This is a genomic window from Rhodothalassium salexigens DSM 2132 (assembly GCF_004341375.1).
GTDB classification, from domain to species: Bacteria; Pseudomonadota; Alphaproteobacteria; order Sphingomonadales; family Rhodothalassiaceae; genus Rhodothalassium; species Rhodothalassium salexigens.
In genome coordinates, this window is record NZ_SLXO01000008.1 from 87,455 (window position 1) to 110,882 (window position 23,428).

Sequence of the window (23,428 nt, forward strand, 5' to 3'; positions counted from 1 at the left end):
TCCAATCAGCGGTCGGCGAGGCGGACGAACAGCGCGCCGCCGGCATAGAAGCTGCGGGCCAGGCGAGCGCCGAGGGCTGCGCAGAATTCGTCGGCCGCGCGGCCGGGGCCGCCGCCGTGCGACCAGGCATAATCGTCGAACACCACCCAGGCGCCGGGCACCAGCCGGCTGGTCCACAGGTCCCGGTCCTGGGCCACGGCGTCATAGTCATGGTTGGCGTCGATGTGCAGGAAGGCGATGCGGCCGCTATAGGCGGTGGTGCCGAACAGGTCGGAGGTCACCCTGCGGTCGCGGGCATAGCGCGCGAACGCCTCGGCCGAGGGCAGGCGCAGGCGGTTGAACCGACCCGGCCTGGCCAGCGGCACCATGTTGACGTCGAAGGAGTCGGCGACCAGCGACCAGTCCATGTCGATCGCCGCGGCCGCCAGGGCCGGCGGCAGCGATGTCTGCACCGCGGTTTGGCCGTGCCAGGCGTCGACCACCAGCACCGGGTTGGCCCGGTCGGTCAGATTGAGCGCCTGGAGCAGCACCGCGGTCGAACGGCCGAACAGGGCGCCGATCTCCACCGCGTCGCCCGCCGGCACGCTTTGCAGCACGCCGATCAAGGCGGTCAGCTTGTCGGTGTAGGACTCGCCGAAGACGCCGAAGGCGTGGCGCAGGATGCCGGCGATATGGGCCGGTTGCAGATGGTCGGCGGTGCCCGGTTCGGCAACGCGGCGCGCAAAGGCGGTCAGCGCCGGGGCGTCGCGGGCCTCGACCGCCTGGGCCTCGATCGCCTCGTAGAACGGCGCGCGGCGCACGAACGCCAGATCCCGCCGGCCGGTGCGCGCCAGATAGTCGCGCAGATAGGCATAGACCAGGGTCACCGGCGCATAAAGCCGGGTGACCCCGTGCGCGGCGATCAGCGCGTCGAGCGCGGCGTCGAAGCCGTCGTCGTGGATGCTCGGCAGGCGGTGCCAGTCGGCCTCGGCCGCGATGGCGTCGTGGGCGAGCGACGAGGCGGCGAGCACCGGTTCGCCCCGACGCAGGGCGTCGCGGATATAGTCCCGGCCGGCGGGCGTGGACGAGGGGAACACAAGCGTGGTCATGAGGTCACATAGCGCTCGCGATAGGGGGTGAAGGCGGGGTGGTCGGCCAGGCGGGTCATGCGCGCCTTCATGGCGTCGACCAGGTCGGCGGGCATGGTGTAGGCGGCCGTGTCGCCGCTCAGCCGGGCGTTGGCGCGCGCGACCCGGTCGGGCACGTTCAACACCGACTGGTGCAGGAACCGCCAGGTGCTGCGTTTGTACTGCACCGCCGGGTCGGACCAGTCGGGCGCTGGCGGCACCAGCTCGTCCAGGACCGACCAGGCGGCCCGGACCCGTTCGGTGGCGGCATCGTCGAGCCCCACATTGCGCGCCGGCCGGTCCTCGACCACCGTGGCGCCGACGAGTTCGTTGATCCGACCGGCGAAGTCCGCCGGGCGGTCGCGCAGCATCTCGAACGGCAGCACGGTGACCGCTGCGGGCGAAAACAGCACCTCATAGAGGCCGATCAGCCGGTCGATATCGAGCCATTCGGTGAACACGTCGGCGAAGTGGCCGAGGAAGGCGTCCGGCGTGTCGGGCACACCCATGAGCACCATGTTCTTGTAGACGCTGCGCAACCAGTCCTCGGGCGCGCGCGTGATCAGCAGCACCCGCACGTCATAGGCGGCAAGGTGGCGCTCGGCCACCGCCTTGAGTTGCCGGGCCACCTGGTCTTGCAGGCGGGCCATGTGGGTGCCGGTGAAATGGCGGCTGCCGGTCAGGCGCAGCGGTTCTGGAAAGGTGCCGGTGAGGCATTCGTTGGTCGCCATCAGCGGCAGATGGGCCGGCCACGCTTGCTGTGGATTCCGGGCGGCGGGAAACGCGGTCACCGGGATGCCGACCGCCTCGGCGGCCTGGTTGATCAGCGTGTCCCAGGGATACCAGACGCTGGCGGCGATCCGGCCGGCGGTGGCGGCCTCCTGCGCCTGGTGTTGCAGATAGGTGGACGCGCACTTGGCCATGCCCACGTGCAGGACCGCGCGCGGGCGGTGGTCGTTGGGGCTTGGCGCTGGTGCCATGGCGGTCAGCCCCGCTTCTGCGCAACGCCGAAGTGGAAGGCGACGCGGATACCGTAGAAGTCGTCGTCCTGGAAACCGAGCCGCACATTGGCGAAGTGGTGGTAGAGCGCCAGTTCCAGGTCGCCCCGGTCGGCGAAGCCGGCGAGCCGGGTGCCATCGCGTTTGGCACAAGGATCGGCGGTGATTTCGAAGATGTGCCGGTCGATGGCCTTGGCGTCGCGGAAGATGAAATTGTCCGTGTGCGGCACCGAAAAGATCAGGTGCCCGCCGGGGCGCAGCACCCGGGCGATCTCGGCCAGATTGTCGTCGAAGCGGTCGTCGCCTTCCAGATAATAGCAGCTATGGCAGGCCAGCACGGCGTCGAACGTGTGGTCCTCGAACGGGATGTGAGCATTGGTACCGACCCGCAGGTCGACCGGCGCGTCGGCGAAGCGCTCGCGGGCCAGGGCGACGATGTCCTCGGTCACTTCGACGCCCGCGACCCGGGCGCCGGCGTTGACCAATAGCGGGAAGTTACGGCCGTCCCCGAAGCCCAGGTCGAGCACCGCCTGGCCCTCCCAACTGTTGATGAAGGCATGGCGTGGATAGGTGCCGAGCATCGTGCGCACGACGAATTCGCTGGGGTAGAGATGGTTGCCGCGCGCCGCCCAGTGCCGATAAAGGCCGGAAAATGTCTCGCCGGTCATCGCGCTATCCCTCGCTAAGCGCCAGGCCGAAGCCGGCGGCGCCGAAATCATCGCCGCAATAGAACAGCCAGGTGCGGTCGCCGTCCTGCAACACGGCGGGATAGGCGACCATGCCGCTGTCCCAGCCCGTGGGCGACGGCGCCAGCCCGGCCAGATCGTCGCGGCGGGTCCAATGGCACAGGTCGTCGGAGACCGCGCAGCCGATCCGATAGCCGCGGTCGGCGGAGCGGAAGTCGGTGCCGTAGCGGTAGGAAAACAGCATCATCCAGCGCCCGTCGCGGCGGAACACGCTGGGCGTGGTCTGGCATTCGTCGTCGACCGCCAGGGGCAGGAACGGCCGGCCCTCGCGCCGCCAGGCGATGCCGTCGGTCGAGGTGGCGTGGAACAGCCGATAGATCGGTTCGATATCCTCGCTCTGCCATTCGATGCCGGCGCCGTACCACATGTGCCACAGGCCGCCCTCGCGCCGGACATGGGGGCAGGCGTGCAGGAACGGCTCGTCGGGCGTGGCGCCGATCACCGGGCCGGTGCCGTGGCGCTCGAAGGATTTGCCGCCGTCGCGGCTGATCGCCAGGCCGATCGCCCAGTCGAACGGCACCGACACCTTGCGCGTCCAGCCCACATAGTACATCCACAGCTCGCCGGTGTCCGGGTGGCGGGTGAGCCCCTGGACCATGGTACCGAATTCGTCGAACTCGCCGCGTCGTCCAAGCGCCAGTACCGGCCCCTCCGAGACGCCGAGCAGGCGGGTCGGGTCGGCGCGGTCCAGGTCCACATAGGCGACCCGGGCGCGGTACTGGCCGTCGGCGTCGCGCGGCGGGCGCACGTTGCAGAACACCCGGATGCGGTCGTCGAGAACCAGGGGCGTCGGGTTCTGGGCGTGGCTGCCGATCCACGGCACCGCCGGCGCGTCGAACACCAGGCCCTGTTTGTGCCAGACCAGGGGCGTCATCGACCGCCGCCCTTGCCGTTCTTGTCCTCGGTCTCGGTGTCGGTATCGGGCGTGCCGTCGGCGGTGCGGATCAGCCGGTCGAGCCAGGCGTGCAGGCTCATGCCCGCCCGGGCCGCCTGGTCCTGGGCGTGGCGCTTGGCCTCGGGCGTCACGCCCTCAAGTTGGCCGTAATAGCGCGTGCGGTGGGTGCCGCCGCGCCGGCCGGGGATCTGGAAATCCAGGTCGGCATAGGGCGCGCCCTCGCCGACGGTGAACGAGATCACATAGAACACGCCGCCGATGATCCATTCGCAGGCCACGTCGCGGGCCTCGACCGGGATATGCTCGAACGGCACCGGACAGCGATAGTGATGGTTCGAGTTCATCAGCACCCGGCCCATCTCGGTGTCGCGCAGCCAGACCGGCATGTTCTCGTCGCCGATCACCACGCGCCCGCCGGGTTTGGTGACCCGCGCCGCCTCGGCGAAGCAGCGGCCGATATCGGAGAACATGTTGATGCCGCCGAAATGGAACACCGCGTCGACGCTGTTGTCGGCGAGCGGCAGATAACTGCCATTGGCCAGGGCCACATGGCTGGGCGTGGCGAGCTTCGCTGCCTTGGCGCGCGCCTGGACCAATACCGGCCGGGCCAGTTCCTGCAACAACAGCGTGCCATGGGCGCCCAACCGCTCGGCGATCAGCGCGCTGGTGCGCCCGGTGCCGCAGCCGAACTCCAGCACCGTCTGGCCGGGGCTCAGGGCCAGCCGGTCGACCATGCGGCGGCGTTCGGTGGTCTCGTCGGTGTTGAAGGTGTCGAAGGTCAGATGGATGTATTTGTCATAGACGTCGGCGACCTCTTCATAGGTGGCCTGTGCGGTACGCTCGGCCTCGCCCAGCGTGCGCGGCCAGATCAGGTCGGGGATGCCGTCGTCGACCGCGAACCGGCTGCCGTCCGCGCCCAGAAGGGCGGCGATCGTGCCGTCATCGCCGGTCGCCGCGGTCAGCGGGCTGGCGTCCAGCGGGTGGCGAAACAATTGCCCGCTGTCGGGCGGAAGCGTTTGGGTCATGGTCGTATCCGTGCGCGCATGGCGGAGCCGATGGCCTATCGCTAGGGGTTAATCGTTAAGATCGCTTTGCTTTAGGGTGCTGCCGCGCCCGATAGCGCCAAGATCTCCGCTCACCCGGTCCAGCAGGACGAGGCCGTCCGGTTTGGTGAGTACCAGGAAATCCGGCCCGCTGGTCACCACCTGGTTGGTGTCGAGACCCGCTGCCATCTGGTCGAGGGCGGCGCCGTCGACGATCGCAGCCGCCTGGGCGCGCAGGTCGGTGTCGGCGATGCGGAACACAGGCGCTTGGTTAGGGGTTGCGAAAGCGCGGACCTTACGCACGGTCAAGGCTGCATTGTCGGTCGGTTGAAGCCGTCTGTCGGCGGTGCGGATTGTGTAATAGACGCTGTCGGCGCCCACGGGCTCGGCCAGTGCGGGGTCGGGCTCGAAGCTGCGGGCGAGAGCTTGACGAAACACTTGGCGTTCGGCCTCGAACACCATCTGGTACAGCAGCCTGACGTCGGCGCCCTGTGGTACCGAGAATCGGCGGCGGGCGATCAGCGGGCCGGTGTCGATGCCATCGTCCATCACATGAACCGCCGCACCCGCGGCCCGGTCGAGCAGGATGGCGCCATTGACCGGGTCGGCTCCGCGCAGATCTGGCAGCGGGCCGGGGTGGACGTTGACGAAGCGTTGGCCCGGCCGGGCGATGCGGCTGATCGGCAGGATATGGGGCACGCCATTGCACAGCAGAAGGTCGAAATCCAGGGCGGCCAGGGTGTCCAACAACATACGTTTGCAGCCGATGCGTCGCACCGGGACGCCGAGTTGGGCTGCTTGCCGGTCGAAATAGGAGCCGGTGATCGCCAGGCTCTCGACCAGGCGGAGACCGGCGCGCCGTGCCTCGTGCCAGACAAAGGCGCGGTTGCCGACGAAGACGGTGCGTTGGGCGCCCGGTTCGATCATCGGTCCTAGCGCAGCTTCGAGATGCGTAGAAAGCGGTCGCTGTCCAGCCGGTATTTTTCCGTCTCGGGCTGGATGAACACGCTTTTTTCGGCGCAGCAGCGGGTGATCCGGACGCCGGCGCCGAGGAGGCTTTCGGCCCCCACCGTCACCTCGTTGCCGACCACGGTGCCCAGTGCTGCGAACGTATAGGCGCCGAGATGCGCGCCGCCGCCGATCACGCTGTTGCCGGCGACCCACACATGGTCGTCGAGCCGGGCGTGGTGGCCGATGGTGGCGTTGCTCCAGACCACCACGTCACGGCCCAGCCGGGCGCCCGGTTCGACCACCGCGTGGGGCATGATCAGGCAGTTGCGGCCGGTGAGCGCGCCTTCGGCCACCCAGGCGCGCGGGCTGATGCAGTCGACCAATTCATAGCCCTGGGCTTCGAGCGCGGCGACCCGCTCGGCCCGGGCGGTATTGAGCGCGTGATAGCCGATGGCCACGAACGCCTTGACCTCGGCGGGCGGGTAGCGCTCGGCCAATTCCTCGAAGGCGACCACCGGCCGGCCCAGAAAGGTCGGCCCATCCAGGTGCGCGCGGTCGACGGCGAAGGCCACCACGCGATGGCTGCCGGCTTCCCGGAACAGCGCCTCGGCGACCTCGGCGACCTTGCCGGCGCCGAACAGAACGATATCGGCCATGGGGTCAATCCACCAATTGGGTTGCGGCGAGGATGTCGGCACGCACATCGGCCGGCGGCTCGCGTAGCAAGCGATCAAGGATCGAAGACATATCGTTTTGATAGGGGACCAGGAACGCCAAGTCGAGCCCGGCGTCGGCAAAGTGGTCGGGCGTATAGAGCGCGCGGCCGCCGGGGCTGTTGACATAGCGGCGCCCACCCAATTGGCGGACGATGTGGATGATCCGCTCCGCGCCGCGCAGGTCGGGCGGCGTGTCGAGGGTCGAGGACCGGACCATGCGGGGGCAGAGGCCGAGGCGGTCGGCCACCGTTGCGATCTGGGCGGCCAGATAGTCGTTCGGCCGGCCGGCACAGGCGGCGGCGCCGGCGACCAGGGGGTCGTGCCGGTCGAGCGCGTCGGCGAGGGCGGGGAAGCGCGCCATGCGCGCGTGCATCTCGGCCTCGGCGTCGGGGGCAAAGGCCAGGTCGGCGATCCGTGCGTCGCGCGGCGCCTTGGCCAGCGGCAGGGTCAGCCAGTCGAGCGTGGCGTCGGCGCGACGGAACCGGTTGCGGTGTACCCAGCCGCGGCGGGGGAACTGCACGCAGTCGAACAGCACAAAGACATCGGCGGCGGCCAGGAGCCGGAAATAGCCCGCATAGGGGAAGAAATAGGGCTGCATCACGGCGATGGTGGACATGCTTGGCGCCATTGGCGGGCTGGAAACTGCGTTGCAGTGATTGATTTCGGTCGAAAAGCCGGTCTATCGACGGGGGCTTGGCGGCGCGAGCGGCCAATAGGGTATCGCAGTGCCGCCGTTCGAGGAAAGGCTTGGTCATGTCGATGACCGTGACGTTGAGTATTCTGGCGGTTGCCGTGGCGCTCGGTCTGTTCGCCAACTGGAAAAGCCGCCGGCCTTACGAGCCGGGGAAATTGCCACTCCTGCCCTATACCGGCATCATGTTCGTGTGCGTGCTGGTCACGATCTTGATGCTGGGCCATCTCATCACCTTGCTCACCGGCCAGCCGTTCAAGGGCCGGCAGATGCCGTGATCGCCAGCGTAGGGGCGAACTTGAAGAGTTTAGAGGCGCAGCATGTCGAAGCCGACGATCCGGACCGTCCATCACTTCGCCGCCACCGGCGGCACGATGATCTGCAAGTCGCTGGCGGTGCTGCCCGACGTCTATCTGTTGAGCGAGGTGTCGCCGTTCACCTTCGGGCAGCTCCGTTTCAACCCCGTCGACCCGTTGCAGCAGGCGGTGTGCCAGTATCAGGGGCGGCTCGGCTTTTCGGCCAATGAACTGGCGCAGGCGTTCTACAACCGGCTGCGGCCGGTCTATGACAAGGTGGCGCAACAAGGCGGCCATCTGGTGCTGCGCGACCATAGCCACAGCGATTGGTTCAGCCCCCAGCCGCGCACCGTCTCGACCCTGACCGAGGTGCTCAAGGGGGCGTTCGACCTCAAGTCCATCGTCACCCTGCGCAACCCGGTGGAAACCTATGTGTCCGCCCACAAACGCGGCTGGACCGCGACGGTCGCCTCGTTCGACGACTATTGCGCGCGCATCCTGTCGCTGGTGGACTATTTCGACGGCCGGCCGCTGGTCCACTATGAGGATTTTGTCGCCGACCCCGACGCCAGCCTGCGCGCCATGGCCGACGCCTTGGCGCTGCCTTACGATCCCGGCTGGCGGGCGCGGTACAACAGCGTGCGCCTGACCGGCGACAGCGGGCGCGGCAGCGGCGACGCGGATATCCGACCGCTGCCGCTCAAGCCGGTGTCGGCCGAACTGCGCCGGGCGGTTCTGACCTCCGACAACTATCGCCAGCTGTGCGAGCGGTTCGGCTATCTGCGCGACCCCGAGGACATGGCCGCCGCCCGGCGCGAGGCGATCGCCGCGCGCGGTTAGGCCGAGCGGCGGGCGAGGTCGGCGACCACGCGGGACGCGGTGTGGCCGTCCCACAGGTCGGGGCGGCGGCCGGTGGGCCAGTCGCCGGCCAGCGCCCGGGCGACCTGGGCTGGAATGTCCGCCGGCTCGACCAGCTTGTTGGTGCCCTCGCTCAAGGTGATCGGGCGTTCGGTGTTGGGCCGCACGGTCAGGCACGGCAGGCCGAGATAGGTGGTCTCTTCCTGCAGGCCGCCCGAGTCGGTGATCACCAGCGCGGCGCCGGTGACCAGGTTCATGAACGGGATGTAGCTCAACGGCTCGATCAGCGTGATCGCGTCATGGTCCGCAAGCCGCGCCATCAGGCCGAAGGCGTCGAGCCGCGCGCGGGTGCGCGGGTGGACCGGGAACACCAGCGGCACCTGGTCGGCCGCCGCGCGTAGCTTTTCCACCAGCGGCGCGAGGCTGTCGGCGCTGTCCACATTGGACGGCCGGTGCAGGGTGACCACGCCATAGCCGCCGTCGTCGAGCCCCATGTCGGTGCGCACGCCGGCGGCGTCGATTGTCGGGCGCATCAACTCGAAGCTGTCGAGCATGATGTTGCCGACCCGGGTGATGCGCGCGTCGGCCACGCCCTCGGCGCGCAGATTGGCGTCGCCGTCGGGCGACGGCGTCCACAGCACGTCGGCGATGGTGTCGGTGACCAGCCGGTTGATCTCTTCGGGCATTGTGCGGTCGCCGCTGCGCAGGCCCGCTTCCAGATGCGCCACCGGGATGTGCAGCTTGGCGCCGACCATGGAGCAGGCGGCAGTGGGATTGACGTCGCCGACCACGACGATCCAGTCGGGCCGATGGGCCAGCACGATCGCCTCATATTCGATCATCACCCGGCCGGTGGTCTCGCCATGGCCGCCACTGCCGATGCCCAGATGGTGGTCGGGCTTGGGCAGGCCCAGATCGTCGAAGATCCGGTCGGACATGTTGGGGTCGTAATGCTGCCCGGTGTGGATCAACACCGGCCGCGCCCAATCGGTCGCCCGGAGCGCGTGGTAGAGCGGCGCGATCTTCATGAAGTTGGGCCGGGCGGCGCAGATCAGGTGGACGGTTTGCGGGCTGGGCTGCGGCTGGTTGGAGGTCATGGGCGTCACCTGTGGGGCGTCAAAGGGGCTTGTCGGCGGCGACCGGCGTGGGTCGGGCCTCGTTTGGGGCGGCTGCGGCGGTGTCGGCATCGCGTGGCGGCTCGGGCAGCGGCCGGCGCGCGGCCACGGCGGCGAGCACGTCGGCCATGTGGGCGGCCAGACGCGGACGGCTGTAGGCGTCGGCCAGGCACTCGGCGCCGGCGGCGTGGTGCGCCCGCCGGTCGGGGTCGTCGGCCAATGTGGTCACCGCAGCGGTGAAGCTGAGCGTGTTCTCGGGCTCAAAGCAAACGCCGGCGTCGTAGGCTTCGACGATCTCGCGCGCCTGGCCTTCGACGCCGAGCAGGATCGGTTTGCCCATGGAGCCCAATTCGAACATCTTCGACGGGATCACGGTCTTGAAGGTGTCGGATTTCTTGAGCGGCACCAGGGCGGCGTCGCAGGCGGCGATCATCTCGGCGACCCGGTCCTTGGGTACCGGCGGGTGGACCACGATGCGTTCGGGGGCCAACTCGGCGGCAAGCCGGGCCACCGCGTCGCGCGCGGCGCCGTCGCCGACCAGCAAGAGGCGCAGGTCCGGTCGGTCGATCCGGGCAAAGGCGCGGACCACGAATTCCAGGCCGTGGGCCATCCCCATGGTGCCGATGTAACCGATCACGAAGCCGTCGCCGAGGCCGAGGTCGCGGCGCACGGCGTCGTTGCGCGGCCGGGGCGGGAAGGCCTGGCGGTCGACGCCGTTGGTGACCACGGCGATCTTGGCGGGGTCGATGCCGCGCGCCACCAGGTTGCGCTTGAAGGCCGGGGTCAGCGCCACCACGGCGGCCGCATGGCGGTACATGAACAACTCGATCCGTTCGAGCAGACGCACCGCCCGGCCGGCCTTCATGGCGCCCACGGCGGCGATGGACTCGGGCCACAGGTCGCGCAATTCGAACACCCAGGGCCGGCGCTTGAGCACCGACAGCGCGCAGCCCGTAAAGGTGGTGAAGAACTGCGGCGAGGTCGCCACGATCACGTCGGCGCGGCGGAACAGCCCGGCGAAAAAGGCGCTGAACGCGAAGCTCAGATAGTCCAGCACGCGCTTGGCGAAGCCCGCATTGGCGGTCATGTAGGACCACACGCGGACCACCTGGATGCCGTCGATTTCCTCGGTTTGATAAAGCCGGTTGCGGTAGCCCGGGAACACTCGGCCGTGGGGGAAATTGGGCGCGCAGGTGATCACCGTGACCCGGTGGCCGGCGGCGACCCAGGCGCGGGCGTGTTCCAGCGTGCGGGTCGCCGGCGCGTTGACCTCGGGCGGGAAATTGTCGGTAATGAACAGGATCTTCATCGGGCGATCCGGGTTTCGAGCCGGCTGGTGAAGGCGATTTCGGCGACCCGCGCGGGCACGAGCGTGTTGAAGTCGGGGGCGTGGTGATAGTCGGCCAGGGTGATGCTGTCGGCGCCGTGGATCTGGATGGTCACCGCGTCGGCGGTGATCGTGGCGCCGTCCTGGACCACCCTGACCCCCGGGGCGAAGTGCAGGCGCGCCACCGCGGGCGCGTCCGAGGCCCGGCCGGTGCGCGTGTCGGTCAGCGTGTCGGTCAGCGTCAGCGCGTCGGGCGCAAAGGTGAAATAGCGCGCATGGCGCACGCCCAGCCGGTCATAGCCGTCATGGGCGGCGCGCAGCCGGTCGTTGCCCCAGTGGCGTTCGCGCAGGCGGGCACGCCGGGCAACCCGGAACGCCCCCCACATTTCCGACTGGTCGGTGCCGGCCACCTCGACGGTGTTGTGGGCGGCGGTGCCGCGCTCGACCGCCCGGCGCGCCCCGGCCTCATAGGTGGAGGTGCCGGTGTCGACGATCAGCGGCCGGCCGTCGACCGACAATTCGAAGCTCAGCATGTCGGCGTGGGCGTGGCCGGGGATATGGTCGGGGCCGATGGCGCCGGCGTCGGCGACCAGCCACCAGCCGGGGGCGGCGTAGCGGAAATAGCCGCTGCGGGCCAGGGCCACCAGCCCGTCGCCCGGCGCGTCGGGGACTGCCAGGCCCAGCCGCTCGGCATAGGCCCGCAGCGCTTGCGGGCTCGGCCCGGCGCCGTGGGCGGCGTCGTTGAACAGCGGCAGGCGGCCGTCGGGTCGGGTCATGGCGACCAGCCAGGCGAGCATCGCCCGCGCGGTCTCGACCCAGCGCGCGGGCACCGGTTCGCCATAGGCGCGCGACAGGTTGATCAGGTCGGCCAGGTCTTCGAGCAACAGCGCATGATAGGTGGGGCTGCGCTCGTAATGGCCGCCATCGTCGAGCACCTGTTCGTCCAGTTGCTGGTCGAGCAGGGCGCGACCGGTGTCGAGCCAGCCCCGGGCCTCGTCGCCGGCCAGCGCCAGCCCCGCCGCGATCAGCCCCTTGGCGTTGGCCCACAGATGGTTGCCCATCAGATGGTATTCGAGGCTTTGAGCCAGCACCCGCGCCTGGAGCCCCAGGCTCGACCATTGCGCGGGCTCCAACCCCCGGTCGCCCTGGGCGCGGCGCAGGGTCAGCCATTTGACCCAGGCGGCGAGGCGCAGCGAGATCGGGTAGGGCTCCCAGCCGTCGCCGCTGAGCGGCGGGTTGTCGTCGATCCAGCGGGTGATCATGGCGCGCGCCGCGCCGGCGTCGGGGGCCGGGTCCTGGCTGAGCCAGTCGAAATAGTGCAGGTGATACCGCCACAGCTTGGACCGCTCGGGCGACGTCCAGCCCGCCGGCAGGTCGAGGGTGTGGCGCTGGTTGAGGAAGGTGAACTCGGTGCCGCCGTGATAGGCCAGGGGGGCGGCGATGAACGCCACCGGTTCCGCGACCAGTTTCGCCGGGTCGCCCACCGGTGCGGTGTCGACGCGCGGCTTGACCAGCTTGCGCCGCAGGCGGTTGGTGATCTGCCGGCGCTTCAGGTGCGGCAGGGTGCGCAGGGTCAGAAGGGCGGTGCGGAACATGGCCTCACCCCGCCGCCGCGCCGTTGTCGTCGCCGCCCCCGGCGCTGCCGCCGAGGCGCGGGTCGAACCGGGTCGCCAGGTCGATCACGGTGCGCGAGACCTCGAACAATTCGGCGGCCGGGATCGGCGCCGGCGCGGCCCTGGTCAGGCTGTCGATGGTGGCGGCCACGCAGGCGGCGTTGCCCTTGTCCTGGCCGCGGCTGCGCACGGTCTTGAAGCCCTTGTCGCCGACCGCGCGGGTGCGGCGGAAATTGTCCAGCGCATAGACCGCGCCGGCCTGGAACACCTCGATCCGTTCCTTGGCCACGCCCTTATGACCGTTGGCGAAATAGTGGATGGTGGCGACCGCGCCATTGGCGAAGCCCAGGGTGATGGTGGCGGTGTCGTGGCCGTGCGCGCCGGCGGTCGGGCGCAGGCCGTCGATCTGGGCGCGGACGATCGGCGCATCGGCCAGATAGCGCGCCAGGTCGACGAAATGGCACGCCTCGCCGATCAATCGGCCGCCGCCCTGGGCCGGGTCCTGGGTCCAGTGGTCGAGCGGGATGGCGCCGGCATTGACCGTCATCACCATGGCCGGTGGCGCGGCGCGGGCGTTGAGCCGCGCGCGCAACGCCTGCACATGGGGCGAAAAGCGCCGGTTGAAGCCGACCATCAGAAAGGGCGAGCGGCCGGCCTGGGCGGCCGTGTCATAGGCGCGCTCCAAGGCGTCGAGGTCGGCCAGCGTCAGCGCCAGCGGCTTCTCCACGAACGCCGCCTTGCCGGCTTCGAGCGCCCGGGCGGCGAGGGCTGCGTGGCTGTTGTGCGGCGTCGACACCACCACCAGGTCGGTGGCCGGGTCGGCGAACACCGTGTCGGTGTCGGTGGTGCTGGTGCGGAAGCCGCGCGCGCGGCCCATCAGCGTGCCCGAAACGCCGCCGCCCGATGCCACGATCTCGAACCGGGCGACGGTTTTCGCCACCGCCGGCGCCAGCACCCGGCCGGCATAATTGCCCGCGCCGATGAACGACACGCCGACCCGGCCGTCGGCCGCGGGGCGTGGGCTGTTCTGGTCGAGCGACACGCTTTCCGCCGGGGCGGTGTCGGGCAGCCCTTCGACGCCGGTTTCGAGCAGCACGCCGAGGGCCGGGCCGCCGCTCAACGCGCCATAGGCGTCGGCGGCGCGGTCCAGCGGGAAGCGGTGCGAAACCAGCGCGTCGGTGCGCACCGCACCGCTCGCCATCATCGCCAACACGGCTTGGAAATTGCGCTGTTCGGTCCAGCGCACGAAGCCGATGGGATAGTCTTGGCCGTGTTGCTCATAGGCCGGGTCATAGCGCCCGGGGCCATAGGAACAGGACACCTGGAAGGTCAGTTCCTTTTCGTAGAAGTCGGCGCGGTTGAGCGACAGGCCGGTGACGCCCACCAGGACGATGCGGCCGCGCTTGCGGCACATGCGCGCCGCCTGGGCCACCGGCGTGCTGCTCTTGGTGGCGGCGGTCAGCAACACCGCGTCGACGCCGTGGCCGTCGGTGAGGGCTGCGGCCTTGGCCACCGGGTCCTCGGCTTTCGCAAGGTCGACGGTTTCAGCACCGAAACGGCGCGCCAGGTCGAGTTTGGCGGGGTCCATGTCGATGCCGAGCACGCGCACGCCCTGGGCGCGCAGAAGCTGCACCGCCATCAGCCCGATCAGCCCCAGCCCGGTCACCGCCACGGTCTCGCCGAGGCTCGGCCCGGCCAGGCGGATACCCTGGAGCGCGATGGCGCCGACCACGGTGAACACGGCGGTGTCGTCGCCGACGCCCGCCGGTACCTTGGCGCACAGATTGGGCGGCACGCGTACCATCTCGGCATGGTGGCCGTTGGATACCACCCGGTCGCCCACCGCCAGCCCAGTGACGCCGGCGCCCACCGCCGTCACCGTGCCCACATTGGAATAGCCCATGGGGATCGGCTGGCCGAGCTTCGACTGCACCGCTTCGAGCGTGGTCGCCAGCCCGTCGGTGCGGATCTTGGCGATCACCTCGGCGACCTTCTCGGGTTGCTGGCGCGCCTTGTCCAACAGATTGGCCTTGCCGAAGTCGACCAGCATGCGCTCGGTGCCGGCGGAGATCAGCGTCTTGTGGGTGCGCACCACCACCTGGCCGCGGCCGGGGCGCGGGGCCGGCACGGTCTCCACCAGCGTCGAGCCGTCTTTCAAGCTTTGCAGCACTTGTTTCATGGGCTTGGTCTCTCGCTCGCCGTTGCCGCCCGGGCGGGGGGGGGCGCCGGTCTTGTCGGCGATTTGGGCCGCTTGGGCCGCCTGCGCGGCCAGCACCCGGTCGTCCAGGTCGGCCAGCGCGTGGGTGAAGGTGAAGGCGCGCCGGCGTTCACCCGTGCGTACCATATGGGTGATGGTCAACATCCACAGGCTGGAGCGCAGCACCTCGCGCCAGCGGGCCTGCCAGTCGCCCTGGCGGTCGAAGGGTTGCAGTATGGCGGTCTCATGGCCGACATCTTTCGGCAGGAAGCGGTGGGTGCGGCGCTTCGGCCCGTCCCAGACGCGCAGGGCGCGGAAGTCGGCGATCTCGGCCTGCAGGGTGCCGCGCTGCAACAGGATCGACTCGCGGATGCCCTCGAACGGCTCGGCGCGCGCGGTCAGTACGATGCTGATCAGGTCGCCGCGTGCCGAGGTCAGGACGATCGAGACGTTTTCGTCCGCCTCGTCGGCGTTGGCGGGAGCGAGCGTGATCTCCCAGGCGTCGGGCAGCGCGCCGTCGAGGCTCAACAGGTGCACCGCCAAGTCGAGCCAATGGCCCACATTGCCGCAGATGCGCGTGCCCTCGGCCGGGTCGCGGTACCAGTGATCCGGGCCCAGCACGTGGCCCGCGACCGTGCAACTCAGGGTCAGCGGCCGGCCGCGTTCGGCGGCCAGGCGCGGCGCCAGACGCCGTATGGCGGCCGAGAACGGCCGGTTGTAACCGGCGTGGAGCGCCCGGCGGCTGGCGCGGCGGGCGGCTTCGAGCCGGGCCAGTTGGTCGAGCGACACCGCCACCGGCTTTTCCACATAGACCCGCTTGCCGGCGGCCAGCGCCGCGACCGCATAGTCGGCGTGGCTGGCATGGTTGGAGGCGATATAGACCGTATCGCAGGGCTCGGTCTCCAGCGCCGTCCACGGGTCGGCGACCGCCGAGCGGAAGCCGAAACGCCGCGCCATGGCGGCGCGCCGCGCGGGGTCGGGGTCGTAGCACCAGCCGAAGCGGTTGCCGCGCCCGCGGGCGACGAAGTGAGCGATGGTCGACCAGCCGAACTGGCCGCAGCCGATGATCGCCACGTCCTGCGGCCCGCGCCGGCGATAGCGCTTGGGCCAGGCGGCGGTCTGGCGCGAGGCGGCCTTTTCGACCGTGCGACCCGGACCGTAAATCTGGACGAAGCGCCAGACCTTGCCTAAGCGTACGGCGACTGACATGGGTGCGAGGCCTTCCGATGGTTTGGGCGGCAAGGACAGCCCGCCCGCTGTGCGTGTAGCTTACGCCCCGTGCGGACGCAACAAACCGCTGGTGGCCCGGCGGCGTTTTCGGGAGCGACGCGATGGTGCAAGTGCCCGCGGCAGAGCGGCGGCTGGTGGTCGCCAATGTCTTGGAAGAGGCGCGCTTCGGCGGCCCGCAACGCCGGGTGGGTCTGGTCGGCGAGCGCCTGGCCGCCGACCATGGCGTCGACACCGTGGCGGTGGTGGCGACACGCGACGGCGCGCGCACCCGTGCCTGGCTGGCCGATCATGGCGTGGCGGTGCGCAGCCTGGGGCTCAACCGCCTGTCCAAGGCGCCGGGCGACGCGCTGCGCTTCGCCGCCGGTTTTCCGGGCGAGATGGTCGCGCTGTCCCGGCTGTTGCGCGAACTGCGCCCCGACCTGGTGCACGTCAACGGCAGTTGGCAGTGGAAGGGGCTGTTGGCGGCCCACAGGCTCGGCCTGCCGTGCGTCTGGCATCTCAACGACACCGCCATGCCGGGACCGGTCAATTGGGTGTTCCGGCAGTTGGCCGGTCGCCGGGGGGATGGCTTCATCGTCGCGGCCGAGCGCGTCGCCGACTATTATCTGTCGGGCCTTGAAGGCGCTCGGCCGGTGGTGCGGATCGACGCGCCGGTGGACACCCGGCGCTTCGACCCCGACCGGGTCGCGCCCGACCCCGTGATCGCCCAACTGCCGGGGCTCAAGCTGGTGATGGTCGGCAACATGAACCCGGTGAAAGGCCATGACGTGTTGCTCGACGCCATGGCGCATCTGCGCGCGCGCGCCCCTGAACAGCCGGTCAGCCTGGTGCTGGTGGGGCCGTTCCTGGACAGCCACCGCGCCTATGGCGAGGGACTGCGCGACCGGTGTCGGCGCGACGGTCTCGACAATGTGCATTTCTGGGGCGGCAGCGACGCCATCGAGCGCTGCCTGGCGGCGGCCGACGCCTATGTGTGTGCGTCGCGGTTCGAGGCGTCGCCCATGGCGGTGTGGGAGGCCATGGCCATGGGCCTGCCGGTGGTCAGCACGGATGTGGGCGATGTGGCGCAGGTGATGGGCGCGGCGGGGCTTGGGGCTGCGGTGCCGCCCGGCGACGCGGCCGCCCTGGCCGAGGCGCTCGTCGCCATGGTCGCACGTCCGGCCGAGACCCGCCGCGCCATGGGGGCGGCCGCCCGGCGCATGGCCGAGCGGCGCTTTACCGTCGACGCGGTCGCCGCGCGGCACGCTGCCTTCTACCGCGGCGTGCTCGACCGCCCGGCGGCCTGAGCCACCGGGCGGCTCGCAGATCGGGCCCTTAGTTGGTCACCGTGGCGACCGACGCGACCGATAGCGCCAGATTGCCGAAGATATCGGCGATGGTGCCGGCGATCTCCAGATACTGGACCGGGGTCACGTCCATGGGCACGACGATGGTGGTGCCGGGCGGGATGGTCTGCTCGCGGAAGCTCCAGATTGACATGGAGACAGGCGTTGCCTCGCCATTGGCCTTGACCACGAAGATGCGGCCCTTCTCGGCGGTCGTTTGCAGACCGCCGGCCTCCTTGAGATAGTCGCGCACCGACTTGCCCTCGCGGTGGCGGAAGCTGCCCGGGTTGAGCACGTCGCCGGCGACCTGAACGGTGGTCGGGCGGCGCGGCATGTGCAGCGTGTCGCCGGGTTCGAGCGAGATATTGGCGATCGGGTCGCGCGCCAGCACCTCGGGCTCGGCGTCGACCACCATGCGTCCGGTGATGTCGGCCGATGACAGGGTGTTGGACAGCCGCCGCGCCGCGGTCAGCGCTTCGCCGTCCACATTGCCCTTGATCGCCGCCAGGGTGAGCGCAGTGTCCATCTCGCGCGCCGTGCGTTTCAAGCTCTCGCGGCGCTGATCGCGCACGCTCTCGCGGGTGAACACCGCGCCATAGGGATAGGCGCGGCTGGTCAGTCCGCCGGCACGGCCGATCAGTTCCAACAATGTTTCACCGCGTTTGATGGTGTAGACGCCGGGGCGCTCGAACTCGCCGGTCAACAGCACGGTGCCGGGTTCCTGGTCGCTGCGCAGGGCGGTGACCCGGACGCTCGACCCCGGCGAGACCGCGACGCTTTTGGGATCGGTCTCGGTCAGGTCCACCTTGCGGCGGTCCACGTCGATGCCCTGGCCCGCCTTGCGCTCATAGAGCGACAGTTCGACCAGCTTGCGGTTGGCATTGAGCGACAGCCCACCGGCCACCGCGATGGTGCCCGCCAAGCTGGTCTCATAGGCGAACGGGTAGATGCCCGGCTGGCGCACGGCGCCGGAAATCGCGGTGGCGTATTCGAGCGCAAAGGCCAGCAGGTCAGGCCGGTCCTCGAACAGGTCGGGGCAGGCGATCTCACCCGTCTGACGGTCGCTGATGATCGAACGGTCCATCTGACCCGACAGGGCCGCAGCGCCGCTGTCCTGTTCGGCCATTCCCTGGCTGGTGAAGAAGGCCGAGCGGAAGGTGGTGGCGAAGCGCTCGGTCTCGGCCTCGCGCACGCGCTTGGCCAGTACCTCAAGGGATTCGCAATTGCCGGGATCGTTGGGCTGGTCGATGGTCAGCTTGACCGGTTCGCTGCCCATGAAATCGACGGCGGTCTCGTTGAGCACCACCAGTTCGTCCCACGAGCGCAGGCGGACATCGGTCTCGCCCTTGAGCACGGCAGCCAGATTGACCGCGCGCATGACCGTCGCCAGCGTTTCGGGGTCCTTGCGCTTGAGCAGGGCGAACGGCAGATAGGCGTCGGGCTTGAGCGCCTGACCGCCTTCGAGTGCCTTGGACAGAAAACCGTATTCGTCGATCGAGCGGATGCCCGGCGAATAGACCGCGCCGGCCAGTTCGAACTGGCCCATGGTCGCCTGGCTGCGTAGTTGCAGCAGCAGGATGTCGCTGGGCTGAAGCCGCGCCTCGGCGCCGCTCAGATAGCGCATGGTCTCGCCGCCCTCGGGCGACACGCGCTTGACCAGCATGCGGCTGCCGCGCGCCAGCACGCTGCCGCCGGCCATGGCGAGCATTTCGTCGGCTGCCGACGTTGCCGCGCCGGGGGCGAGTTCGTAGATCGCCGGGCGCACCACGGCGCCGGCCACCGCCACGGTGGGGCCGATCGGCGGCACGATGATGCGCATGCCGTCGGTCAGGCGCAGGCTGTCGGTCTGGCGGCCGGCCAGAATATCGTAGAGGTCGAAGCTACGGCGACGGGTGCCGTCGTCGACGATGATGCGGCGCAGGCTGCCGGTCTTCTTGACCCCGCCGGCGACCGACAGGGCGTCGAGAATGTCGGCGAAGCTGGACAGTTCGTACTGGCCGGGGCGGGTCACGTCGCCGAGCACATACGCGCTGACCAGACGCGGCGCGCCCACCGACAACAACACCTCGGTGCCGACCAATTTGTTGCCGACCAGTTGCTCCACCTCGTCGCGCACCGTGCCCAATTCGCGCCCCGCAGCGGTCACAGGGCCCAAGTCCGGCAGCACCAGCCGGCCTTCGCGGTCCACCTGAAGGGTTTGGGTATCGTTTTCGTTGCCGTAGAGCGTCACCACCAGCTCGTCGCCGATGCCGAGCCGATAGTCGTCGGGCAGCCGGCCCGACAGCCCGCCCGGGAACTGCTTGGGATAGTCCAGCATGTCATAGCCATACTGGCGCAGCGGCTCAGGGGTGGCGAATTCAGCCCGCACCTGTTCGACTTCAAGCCGTTGTTCGCGCTCGCGGTTGCCGCCCTTCGCGCGAGCGACTTGGGCGGCCCCGGATTGCATGGGGAAATTGCCAGGAACGGCCCCGGACTGAGCTTGTTGACGCTCGCGAACTTGCTGGTTGAGCATGCGTTCGCGCCGCTCCAGGTCGTCGAACTGGTAGGCGCGCTCACGCCAGCGCCGGCGGGCTTCCTCTTCGAAGAACCCCAGTCGCGAATTATAGATGACCTCCAGCGTCGACAGTGCTTTCGGCTCTTTTCCGGCGGTTTGCCCCAATAGGTTGGTCTGGTTGGTGAGCTGTCCTTCGCGCTTGAGCCGCGATTCTTCAAGTGCCTGGGCCGGGTCCTGGCTGTCCAGGCCGCTTTGGCCCCGTTCGCGCAGCTTTTCCATCAGCTCGGGCGGGATCTGTTGGGCTACCGCCGGCGCCGCGATCGCGGCCGCCAGAAGAACAAACGCCATCCCCCACACCCAAGCGCTCAGACGCATGCGTGCGCCGATCCTCGTCCCCACCATAGTCCGAATGCCCCCTGTCAAACTGCACGACCGCTTGGTCTCAGCGGTCGCCGACGCTCGTCATAGCGTCTTGAAGACACCGACGAAAGCCCGCAATCGGGCCTGGTAAGGGCTGTGGCGCCGGCTAGCGGCGGTCGAGGATATGGCCGCGCTCGGTGCGATCGGCCCGGCGGCTGACAGTGATCGGCGCCACCGGGTCCCACGACCAGCGCGCCGCCGGGAACAACGTGCCCATAAGGTTCAGGTCGCAGTGCCAGGGCGGGCCGCCGTCCTGGCCGGTTTGCATGAACAGCGCGAACAGACGCCCGCCCGGGCGCAGCCACTGGTGCAGCCGGTCGGCATAGACCGCCCAGGTGGCCGGCGGCAGCGCGCACAAACAGGTCTGTTCGTAGATCGCGTCGACGGGGTCGGCCGGGTGCCAGGCCAGCAGGTCGGCCTCGACCAGATGGGTGGCGGCCAGCGGCGCCTCAGCCCGGGCGCGGTCGAGCGTGTCTTGCAGCCCGGCGAGCGCGGTGTCGGAGCGGTCGACGGCGGTGACGCGCACGCCGGCGCGCGCCAGTGCCAGCACCTCGGGCGAACGCCCGGCGCCTGGGATCAGCACATGGTCGAGATCGGAGAACAGGCCGCCCGCACGCCAGGTCTCGAACGCCGGGTTGACGGTGTCGGATTCCCACGGCGCGTCTCCCGCCCGGTAGCGGGCGTCCCAGTCGCAGGCGAGCGATGGCGAGCCCCCGGCGGCGTGGCCGGTGGGGGCGGTCGGGTCGTTGTCATGCGAGGTCAAGGGGCCACTTCTCCTGACGATAGGCGGCATCCCAGAACATCCACTCATAGCGCGTGGACATCTGGAAGGCGTCGAGCATGCGGGTGCGGACCGCCGGCGTCGCGTCGGCCGCGGCGCGGTCGGCGATCGCCTTGACCGCGTCGGTGGCGGCGCCGAAGTCCGGGTCGGCATAGGTGTCGATCCAGGCCTGATAAGGGTTGCCCGGTACCGACCGGCCGGCAACCCGATTGCCGACGTCCCAGTAGATCCAGAAGCACGGCAGGACGGCGGCCACCAACTCTTCCCAACTGTCGTGGGCGGTGGCCATCAGGAAGCTGGTATAGGCGTGGCAGGTGGGGTTCGGCCGGGCGTCGGCGACGGCCTTTTTGGACACGCTGAAGCGCTTGAAATAGTCTTCATGCAAGCTGCGTTCGGCGATCAGCGCGGCTTGCGACGACTGCGCGAAGATGGCCACCGCTTCCGGGTCGGGCGCCCGCGCCGCCGCCAACGCCAGGGCACGGCTGAACGCCACCAAATAGATCGAATCCTGGATCATGTAGGTCAGGAACCGCTCGCGCGACAGCGTGCCCGCCGCCAGTTCCCGGTTGAGCGGCAGGTCGAGGATGGCGCTGCGCAGATCGGCTATATGCGCCCAGGCGGTGTCACAGAAGCGAGTGCTCATGGCACCGCTCTCCTTGGTTGGTGATTGGCGGGCCTCTGGTCGGGCCGAGGTCATTCGGGCGTTTCCGCGCCGCGTTCGGGCGCCTTCGGTGTGGACGGGCGAGCGGTCGGGCTTTCCGGCAGGACGCCGATTGCCGGATCGAGTCGGTCGAGATTGTTGCGCGCGGCCTGCGCCGCCGCGGTGTCCTGTTCGACCCGCAGAACCTGGTGCCAGGCCGACCGGGCACCGTCCAGATCGCCCATGCGCGCCCGGATATTGCCCTTTTCGAGCCACGCCGGCCCCCATTCGGGGCGGCCGTCGATGACCTCGGCCACATCGTCCTCGGCGCGGTCGAGCGCCCCCAGATGGCGGCGAGCGGTGGCCCGGTAAAGCCGCACGTCGAGGCGGTCGGCGTCGAGCGCCAGGGCGTCATCAAGCGCGCGCGCCGCCAGGTCGAAGGCGCCGGCGGCAGCCGCGGCACGGGCGCGGTCGACCAGCAGTTCGAGCCGCGCCAGGCGCTCGCGGTCCGGCAGCAAGGCCAGCGCCGCGTCGAACCGCTCGGCGGCAGTGTCGGCGTCGCCGGCCATCAGCCAGGCATTGCCCGCCTGCGACAACACGCCGCTGAGCAGCAGCTTGAGGTCGCCCGAGTCGGGATCGAGCCGACTCAATAGGCCGTTCGAGGCGCGGATCTGCCCGGTCGCGGCGTCGAACCGCGCGGCGGCGGTGGCGAAGTCTTCAAGCCCGACCAGTGCCACGGCGGCGCAATGGTCGGGGGCACCGGCGGGGGCGTCGGCCTCGGCCGCCCAGCTTTCGGCCAGGCTCAGCCCTTCGCCGGGGCGCTTGCGCGCCGCTTTGATGCACGCCTGATAGCGCCGTGCGCCGGCCTGATCCTCGACCACATGGGGGCCGCCCGGACGTGTTTCGGGCGGCCGTTTGACGGTGATGTCGGGCGGCGGGCTGGCGAAAGCTGCGGGTCCCCACAGCCAGATTGCCATGGCCAATGCTGCGGCGCGCCCAAGCCGGGTTTTGAACCTGTCAACCATAGGCGCTATGAACCATGTCGAGGATCGTTTTTCAAGGCGGGAGGCGAGCGGATGACCACACACCGGGGCGGCGGCGCCGGACACCTGTTCTGTTTCGGGTTGGGCTATTCGGCTTTGGCGTTGGCGCGGGCGATGGTGCGTGCGGGGTGGCGCGTTTCGGGCACGGTGCGCACCGAGGAAAAGGCCCGTGCCCTGGCGCGCGAGGGTTTTTCGGTCTGGCTGTTCGACGCCACCGCGCCGCTCGCCGAGCCCGAGGCCGCGTTCGAGGGCGTGACCCATGTGCTGACGTCGATACCGCCGGGCGACGGGCCGGAACCGGTCTTGGCCCACCATCGCGCCGATATCGTCCGTTTGGCGCCCCACTGGATCGGCTATCTGTCCACCACCGGCGTCTATGGTGATCATGGCGGCGACTGGGTCGACGAGGACACGCCGCTGACGCCGTCGGGCGTGCGCGGCAGCCGCCGGGTCGAGGCCGAACAAGCCTGGGCTGCGCTGTACGAAACCCACAGCCTGCCGGTGCACCGGTTCCGTCTGGCCGGGATCTACGGACCGGGGCGCAATGCGCTGGTCTCGTTGCAGGAAGGCCGCGCCCGGCGCATCGTCAAGCCGGGCCAGGTGTTCAGCCGTATCCATGTGGACGATATCGCCGCCGTGTTGCGCGCGTCCATGGACCGGCCGGACCCCGGGGCGGTCTACAATGTGTGCGACGACGAACCCGCCCCGCCCCAGGACCTGATCACCTATGCCGCCGAGTTGCTGGGCGTCGCGACGCCGCCCGACATTCCGTTCGAGAGCGCCGAGCTGTCGCCCATGGCGCGCAGCTTCTATGCCGACAACAAGCGCGTGCGCAACGACCGGATCAAGCGCGACCTGGGCGTCACGCTGGCCTATCCCGACTATCGCAGCGGTTTGCGCGCCCTGGCTGCGGCGCAAGCGGCCTGAGCGGCGGGCGCGGGCC

General features: G+C 69.7%; 20 protein-coding genes and 1 pseudogene. 4 read left to right on the top strand and 17 right to left on the bottom strand.

Annotated features, from left to right (window positions below; translation table 11 throughout):
- Positions 1-5 precede the first annotated feature (5 nt).
- From EV659_RS10850 to EV659_RS10885, 8 genes are read right to left on the bottom strand one after another with little or no spacing between them, the layout of a single operon-like run.
- Positions 6-1,088, bottom strand: a complete 1,083-nt coding sequence (locus tag EV659_RS10850; RefSeq protein ID WP_132708909.1) for a class I SAM-dependent methyltransferase — start codon at positions 1,086-1,088, stop codon at positions 6-8.
- Positions 1,085-2,086, bottom strand: coding sequence for a hypothetical protein (locus EV659_RS10855; protein ID WP_132708910.1), 1,002 nt, complete (start codon positions 2,084-2,086; stop codon positions 1,085-1,087). Before EV659_RS10855 ends, EV659_RS10850 begins: the two co-directional genes overlap by 4 nt.
- 5 nt (positions 2,087-2,091) lie before the next feature.
- Positions 2,092-2,772, bottom strand: coding sequence for a class I SAM-dependent methyltransferase (locus EV659_RS10860; protein ID WP_165878852.1), 681 nt, complete (start codon positions 2,770-2,772; stop codon positions 2,092-2,094).
- A 4-nt stretch (positions 2,773-2,776) separates the two neighbouring features.
- A complete protein-coding gene (locus EV659_RS10865; protein WP_132708912.1) occupies positions 2,777-3,724 on the bottom strand; it encodes a glycoside hydrolase family protein in 948 nt (315 codons plus the stop codon).
- The gene (locus EV659_RS10870; protein WP_132708913.1) at positions 3,721-4,770 is read right to left on the bottom strand and encodes a class I SAM-dependent methyltransferase; all 1,050 of its coding nucleotides are present in this window, start codon (positions 4,768-4,770) and stop codon (positions 3,721-3,723) included. Before EV659_RS10870 ends, EV659_RS10865 begins: the two co-directional genes overlap by 4 nt.
- A gap of 48 nt (positions 4,771-4,818) precedes the next feature.
- Entirely contained in the window at positions 4,819-5,715 is an 897-nt protein-coding gene (locus EV659_RS10875; protein ID WP_132708914.1) for a formyltransferase family protein, read from the bottom strand.
- Between the two features lie 5 nt (positions 5,716-5,720).
- Positions 5,721-6,395 (bottom strand): acetyltransferase, encoded by a 675-nt coding sequence (locus tag EV659_RS10880; RefSeq protein ID WP_165878853.1) that lies wholly within the window; start codon positions 6,393-6,395, stop codon positions 5,721-5,723.
- 4 nt (positions 6,396-6,399) lie between these two features.
- Positions 6,400-7,071, bottom strand: coding sequence for a WbqC family protein (locus EV659_RS10885; protein ID WP_165878854.1), 672 nt, complete (start codon positions 7,069-7,071; stop codon positions 6,400-6,402).
- A 137-nt stretch (positions 7,072-7,208) separates the two neighbouring features.
- On the opposite strand from EV659_RS10885, the gene EV659_RS10890 reads away from it, so the two are divergent.
- Together EV659_RS10890 and EV659_RS10895 are read left to right on the top strand one after the other, a co-directional pair.
- On the top strand, positions 7,209-7,424 hold the full coding sequence (locus tag EV659_RS10890; RefSeq protein WP_132708917.1) for a hypothetical protein: 216 nt from the start codon (positions 7,209-7,211) through the stop codon (positions 7,422-7,424).
- 42 nt (positions 7,425-7,466) lie between these two features.
- Entirely contained in the window at positions 7,467-8,282 is an 816-nt protein-coding gene (locus tag EV659_RS10895; protein ID WP_132708918.1) for a sulfotransferase family protein, read from the top strand.
- Here EV659_RS10895 and wecB read toward each other — a convergent pair.
- The 5 genes and pseudogenes from wecB to EV659_RS15235 form a co-directional block, all read right to left on the bottom strand.
- Positions 8,279-9,397 carry a non-hydrolyzing UDP-N-acetylglucosamine 2-epimerase gene (wecB, locus tag EV659_RS10900; RefSeq protein ID WP_132708919.1) on the bottom strand — a complete coding sequence of 373 codons (1,119 nt, stop codon included), beginning with the start codon at positions 9,395-9,397 and terminating at the stop codon, positions 8,279-8,281. The two genes, EV659_RS10895 and wecB, sit on opposite strands and share 4 nt — an antisense overlap.
- Positions 9,398-9,416: 19 nt before the next feature.
- Positions 9,417-10,724 carry a glycosyltransferase family 4 protein gene (locus EV659_RS10905; protein WP_132708920.1) on the bottom strand — a complete coding sequence of 436 codons (1,308 nt, stop codon included), beginning with the start codon at positions 10,722-10,724 and terminating at the stop codon, positions 9,417-9,419.
- Entirely contained in the window at positions 10,721-12,337 is a 1,617-nt protein-coding gene (locus tag EV659_RS10910) for a heparinase II/III family protein (protein WP_132708921.1), read from the bottom strand. Before EV659_RS10910 ends, EV659_RS10905 begins: the two co-directional genes overlap by 4 nt.
- Before the next feature lie 4 nt (positions 12,338-12,341).
- The gene (locus EV659_RS15230) at positions 12,342-14,534 is read right to left on the bottom strand and encodes a bi-domain-containing oxidoreductase (protein ID WP_420877586.1); all 2,193 of its coding nucleotides are present in this window, start codon (positions 14,532-14,534) and stop codon (positions 12,342-12,344) included.
- 750 nt (positions 14,535-15,284) lie between these two features.
- Positions 15,285-15,761 (bottom strand): annotated as a pseudogene (locus EV659_RS15235) (Gfo/Idh/MocA family oxidoreductase); the annotation flags it as partial.
- 122 nt (positions 15,762-15,883) lie between these two features.
- Here EV659_RS15235 and EV659_RS10920 point away from each other — a divergent pair.
- Complete coding sequence (locus EV659_RS10920) at positions 15,884-17,068, top strand: glycosyltransferase family 4 protein (protein ID WP_132708923.1); 1,185 nt, start codon at positions 15,884-15,886, stop codon at positions 17,066-17,068.
- 28 nt (positions 17,069-17,096) lie between these two features.
- Here EV659_RS10920 and EV659_RS10925 read toward each other — a convergent pair whose 3' ends face one another.
- From EV659_RS10925 to EV659_RS10940, 4 genes are all read right to left on the bottom strand, one after another.
- Positions 17,097-19,949, bottom strand: coding sequence for an SLBB domain-containing protein (locus EV659_RS10925; RefSeq protein ID WP_165878855.1), 2,853 nt, complete (start codon positions 19,947-19,949; stop codon positions 17,097-17,099).
- A gap of 178 nt (positions 19,950-20,127) precedes the next feature.
- The gene (locus EV659_RS10930; RefSeq protein ID WP_200287503.1) at positions 20,128-20,784 is read right to left on the bottom strand and encodes a methyltransferase domain-containing protein; all 657 of its coding nucleotides are present in this window, start codon (positions 20,782-20,784) and stop codon (positions 20,128-20,130) included.
- Complete coding sequence (locus tag EV659_RS10935) at positions 20,771-21,445, bottom strand: TenA family protein (RefSeq protein ID WP_132708926.1); 675 nt, start codon at positions 21,443-21,445, stop codon at positions 20,771-20,773. Before EV659_RS10935 ends, EV659_RS10930 begins: the two co-directional genes overlap by 14 nt.
- Before the next feature lie 50 nt (positions 21,446-21,495).
- Complete coding sequence (locus EV659_RS10940; RefSeq protein WP_132708927.1) at positions 21,496-22,419, bottom strand: tetratricopeptide repeat protein; 924 nt, start codon at positions 22,417-22,419, stop codon at positions 21,496-21,498.
- Between the two features lie 99 nt (positions 22,420-22,518).
- Here EV659_RS10940 and EV659_RS10945 point away from each other — a divergent pair, with 99 nt between their 5' ends.
- Complete coding sequence (locus EV659_RS10945) at positions 22,519-23,412, top strand: SDR family oxidoreductase (RefSeq protein WP_132708928.1); 894 nt, start codon at positions 22,519-22,521, stop codon at positions 23,410-23,412.
- Positions 23,413-23,428: the final 16 nt, after the last annotated feature.

What these genes read in the sequence shown, in the direction of transcription:
- EV659_RS10850 (WP_132708909.1), bottom strand. Translation starts at nt 1,088, where the DNA reads ATGACCACGCTTGTGTTCCCCTCGTCCACGCCCGCCGGCCGGGACTAT.
- EV659_RS10855 (WP_132708910.1), bottom strand. Translation starts at nt 2,086, where the DNA reads ATGGCACCAGCGCCAAGCCCCAACGACCACCGCCCGCGCGCGGTCCTG.
- EV659_RS10860 (WP_165878852.1), bottom strand. Translation starts at nt 2,772, where the DNA reads ATGACCGGCGAGACATTTTCCGGCCTTTATCGGCACTGGGCGGCGCGC.
- EV659_RS10865 (WP_132708912.1), bottom strand. Translation starts at nt 3,724, where the DNA reads ATGACGCCCCTGGTCTGGCACAAACAGGGCCTGGTGTTCGACGCGCCG.
- EV659_RS10870 (WP_132708913.1), bottom strand. Translation starts at nt 4,770, where the DNA reads ATGACCCAAACGCTTCCGCCCGACAGCGGGCAATTGTTTCGCCACCCG.
- EV659_RS10875 (WP_132708914.1), bottom strand. Translation starts at nt 5,715, where the DNA reads ATGATCGAACCGGGCGCCCAACGCACCGTCTTCGTCGGCAACCGCGCC.
- EV659_RS10880 (WP_165878853.1), bottom strand. Translation starts at nt 6,395, where the DNA reads ATGGCCGATATCGTTCTGTTCGGCGCCGGCAAGGTCGCCGAGGTCGCC.
- EV659_RS10885 (WP_165878854.1), bottom strand. Translation starts at nt 7,071, where the DNA reads ATGTCCACCATCGCCGTGATGCAGCCCTATTTCTTCCCCTATGCGGGC.
- EV659_RS10890 (WP_132708917.1), top strand. Translation starts at nt 7,209, where the DNA reads ATGTCGATGACCGTGACGTTGAGTATTCTGGCGGTTGCCGTGGCGCTC.
- EV659_RS10895 (WP_132708918.1), top strand. Translation starts at nt 7,467, where the DNA reads ATGTCGAAGCCGACGATCCGGACCGTCCATCACTTCGCCGCCACCGGC.
- wecB (WP_132708919.1), bottom strand. Translation starts at nt 9,397, where the DNA reads ATGACCTCCAACCAGCCGCAGCCCAGCCCGCAAACCGTCCACCTGATC.
- EV659_RS10905 (WP_132708920.1), bottom strand. Translation starts at nt 10,724, where the DNA reads ATGAAGATCCTGTTCATTACCGACAATTTCCCGCCCGAGGTCAACGCG.
- EV659_RS10910 (WP_132708921.1), bottom strand. Translation starts at nt 12,337, where the DNA reads ATGTTCCGCACCGCCCTTCTGACCCTGCGCACCCTGCCGCACCTGAAG.
- EV659_RS15230 (WP_420877586.1), bottom strand. Translation starts at nt 14,534, where the DNA reads ATGAAACAAGTGCTGCAAAGCTTGAAAGACGGCTCGACGCTGGTGGAG.
- EV659_RS10920 (WP_132708923.1), top strand. Translation starts at nt 15,884, where the DNA reads ATGGTGCAAGTGCCCGCGGCAGAGCGGCGGCTGGTGGTCGCCAATGTC.
- EV659_RS10925 (WP_165878855.1), bottom strand. Translation starts at nt 19,949, where the DNA reads ATGGCGTTTGTTCTTCTGGCGGCCGCGATCGCGGCGCCGGCGGTAGCC.
- EV659_RS10935 (WP_132708926.1), bottom strand. Translation starts at nt 21,445, where the DNA reads ATGAGCACTCGCTTCTGTGACACCGCCTGGGCGCATATAGCCGATCTG.
- EV659_RS10940 (WP_132708927.1), bottom strand. Translation starts at nt 22,419, where the DNA reads ATGGCAATCTGGCTGTGGGGACCCGCAGCTTTCGCCAGCCCGCCGCCC.
- EV659_RS10945 (WP_132708928.1), top strand. Translation starts at nt 22,519, where the DNA reads ATGACCACACACCGGGGCGGCGGCGCCGGACACCTGTTCTGTTTCGGG.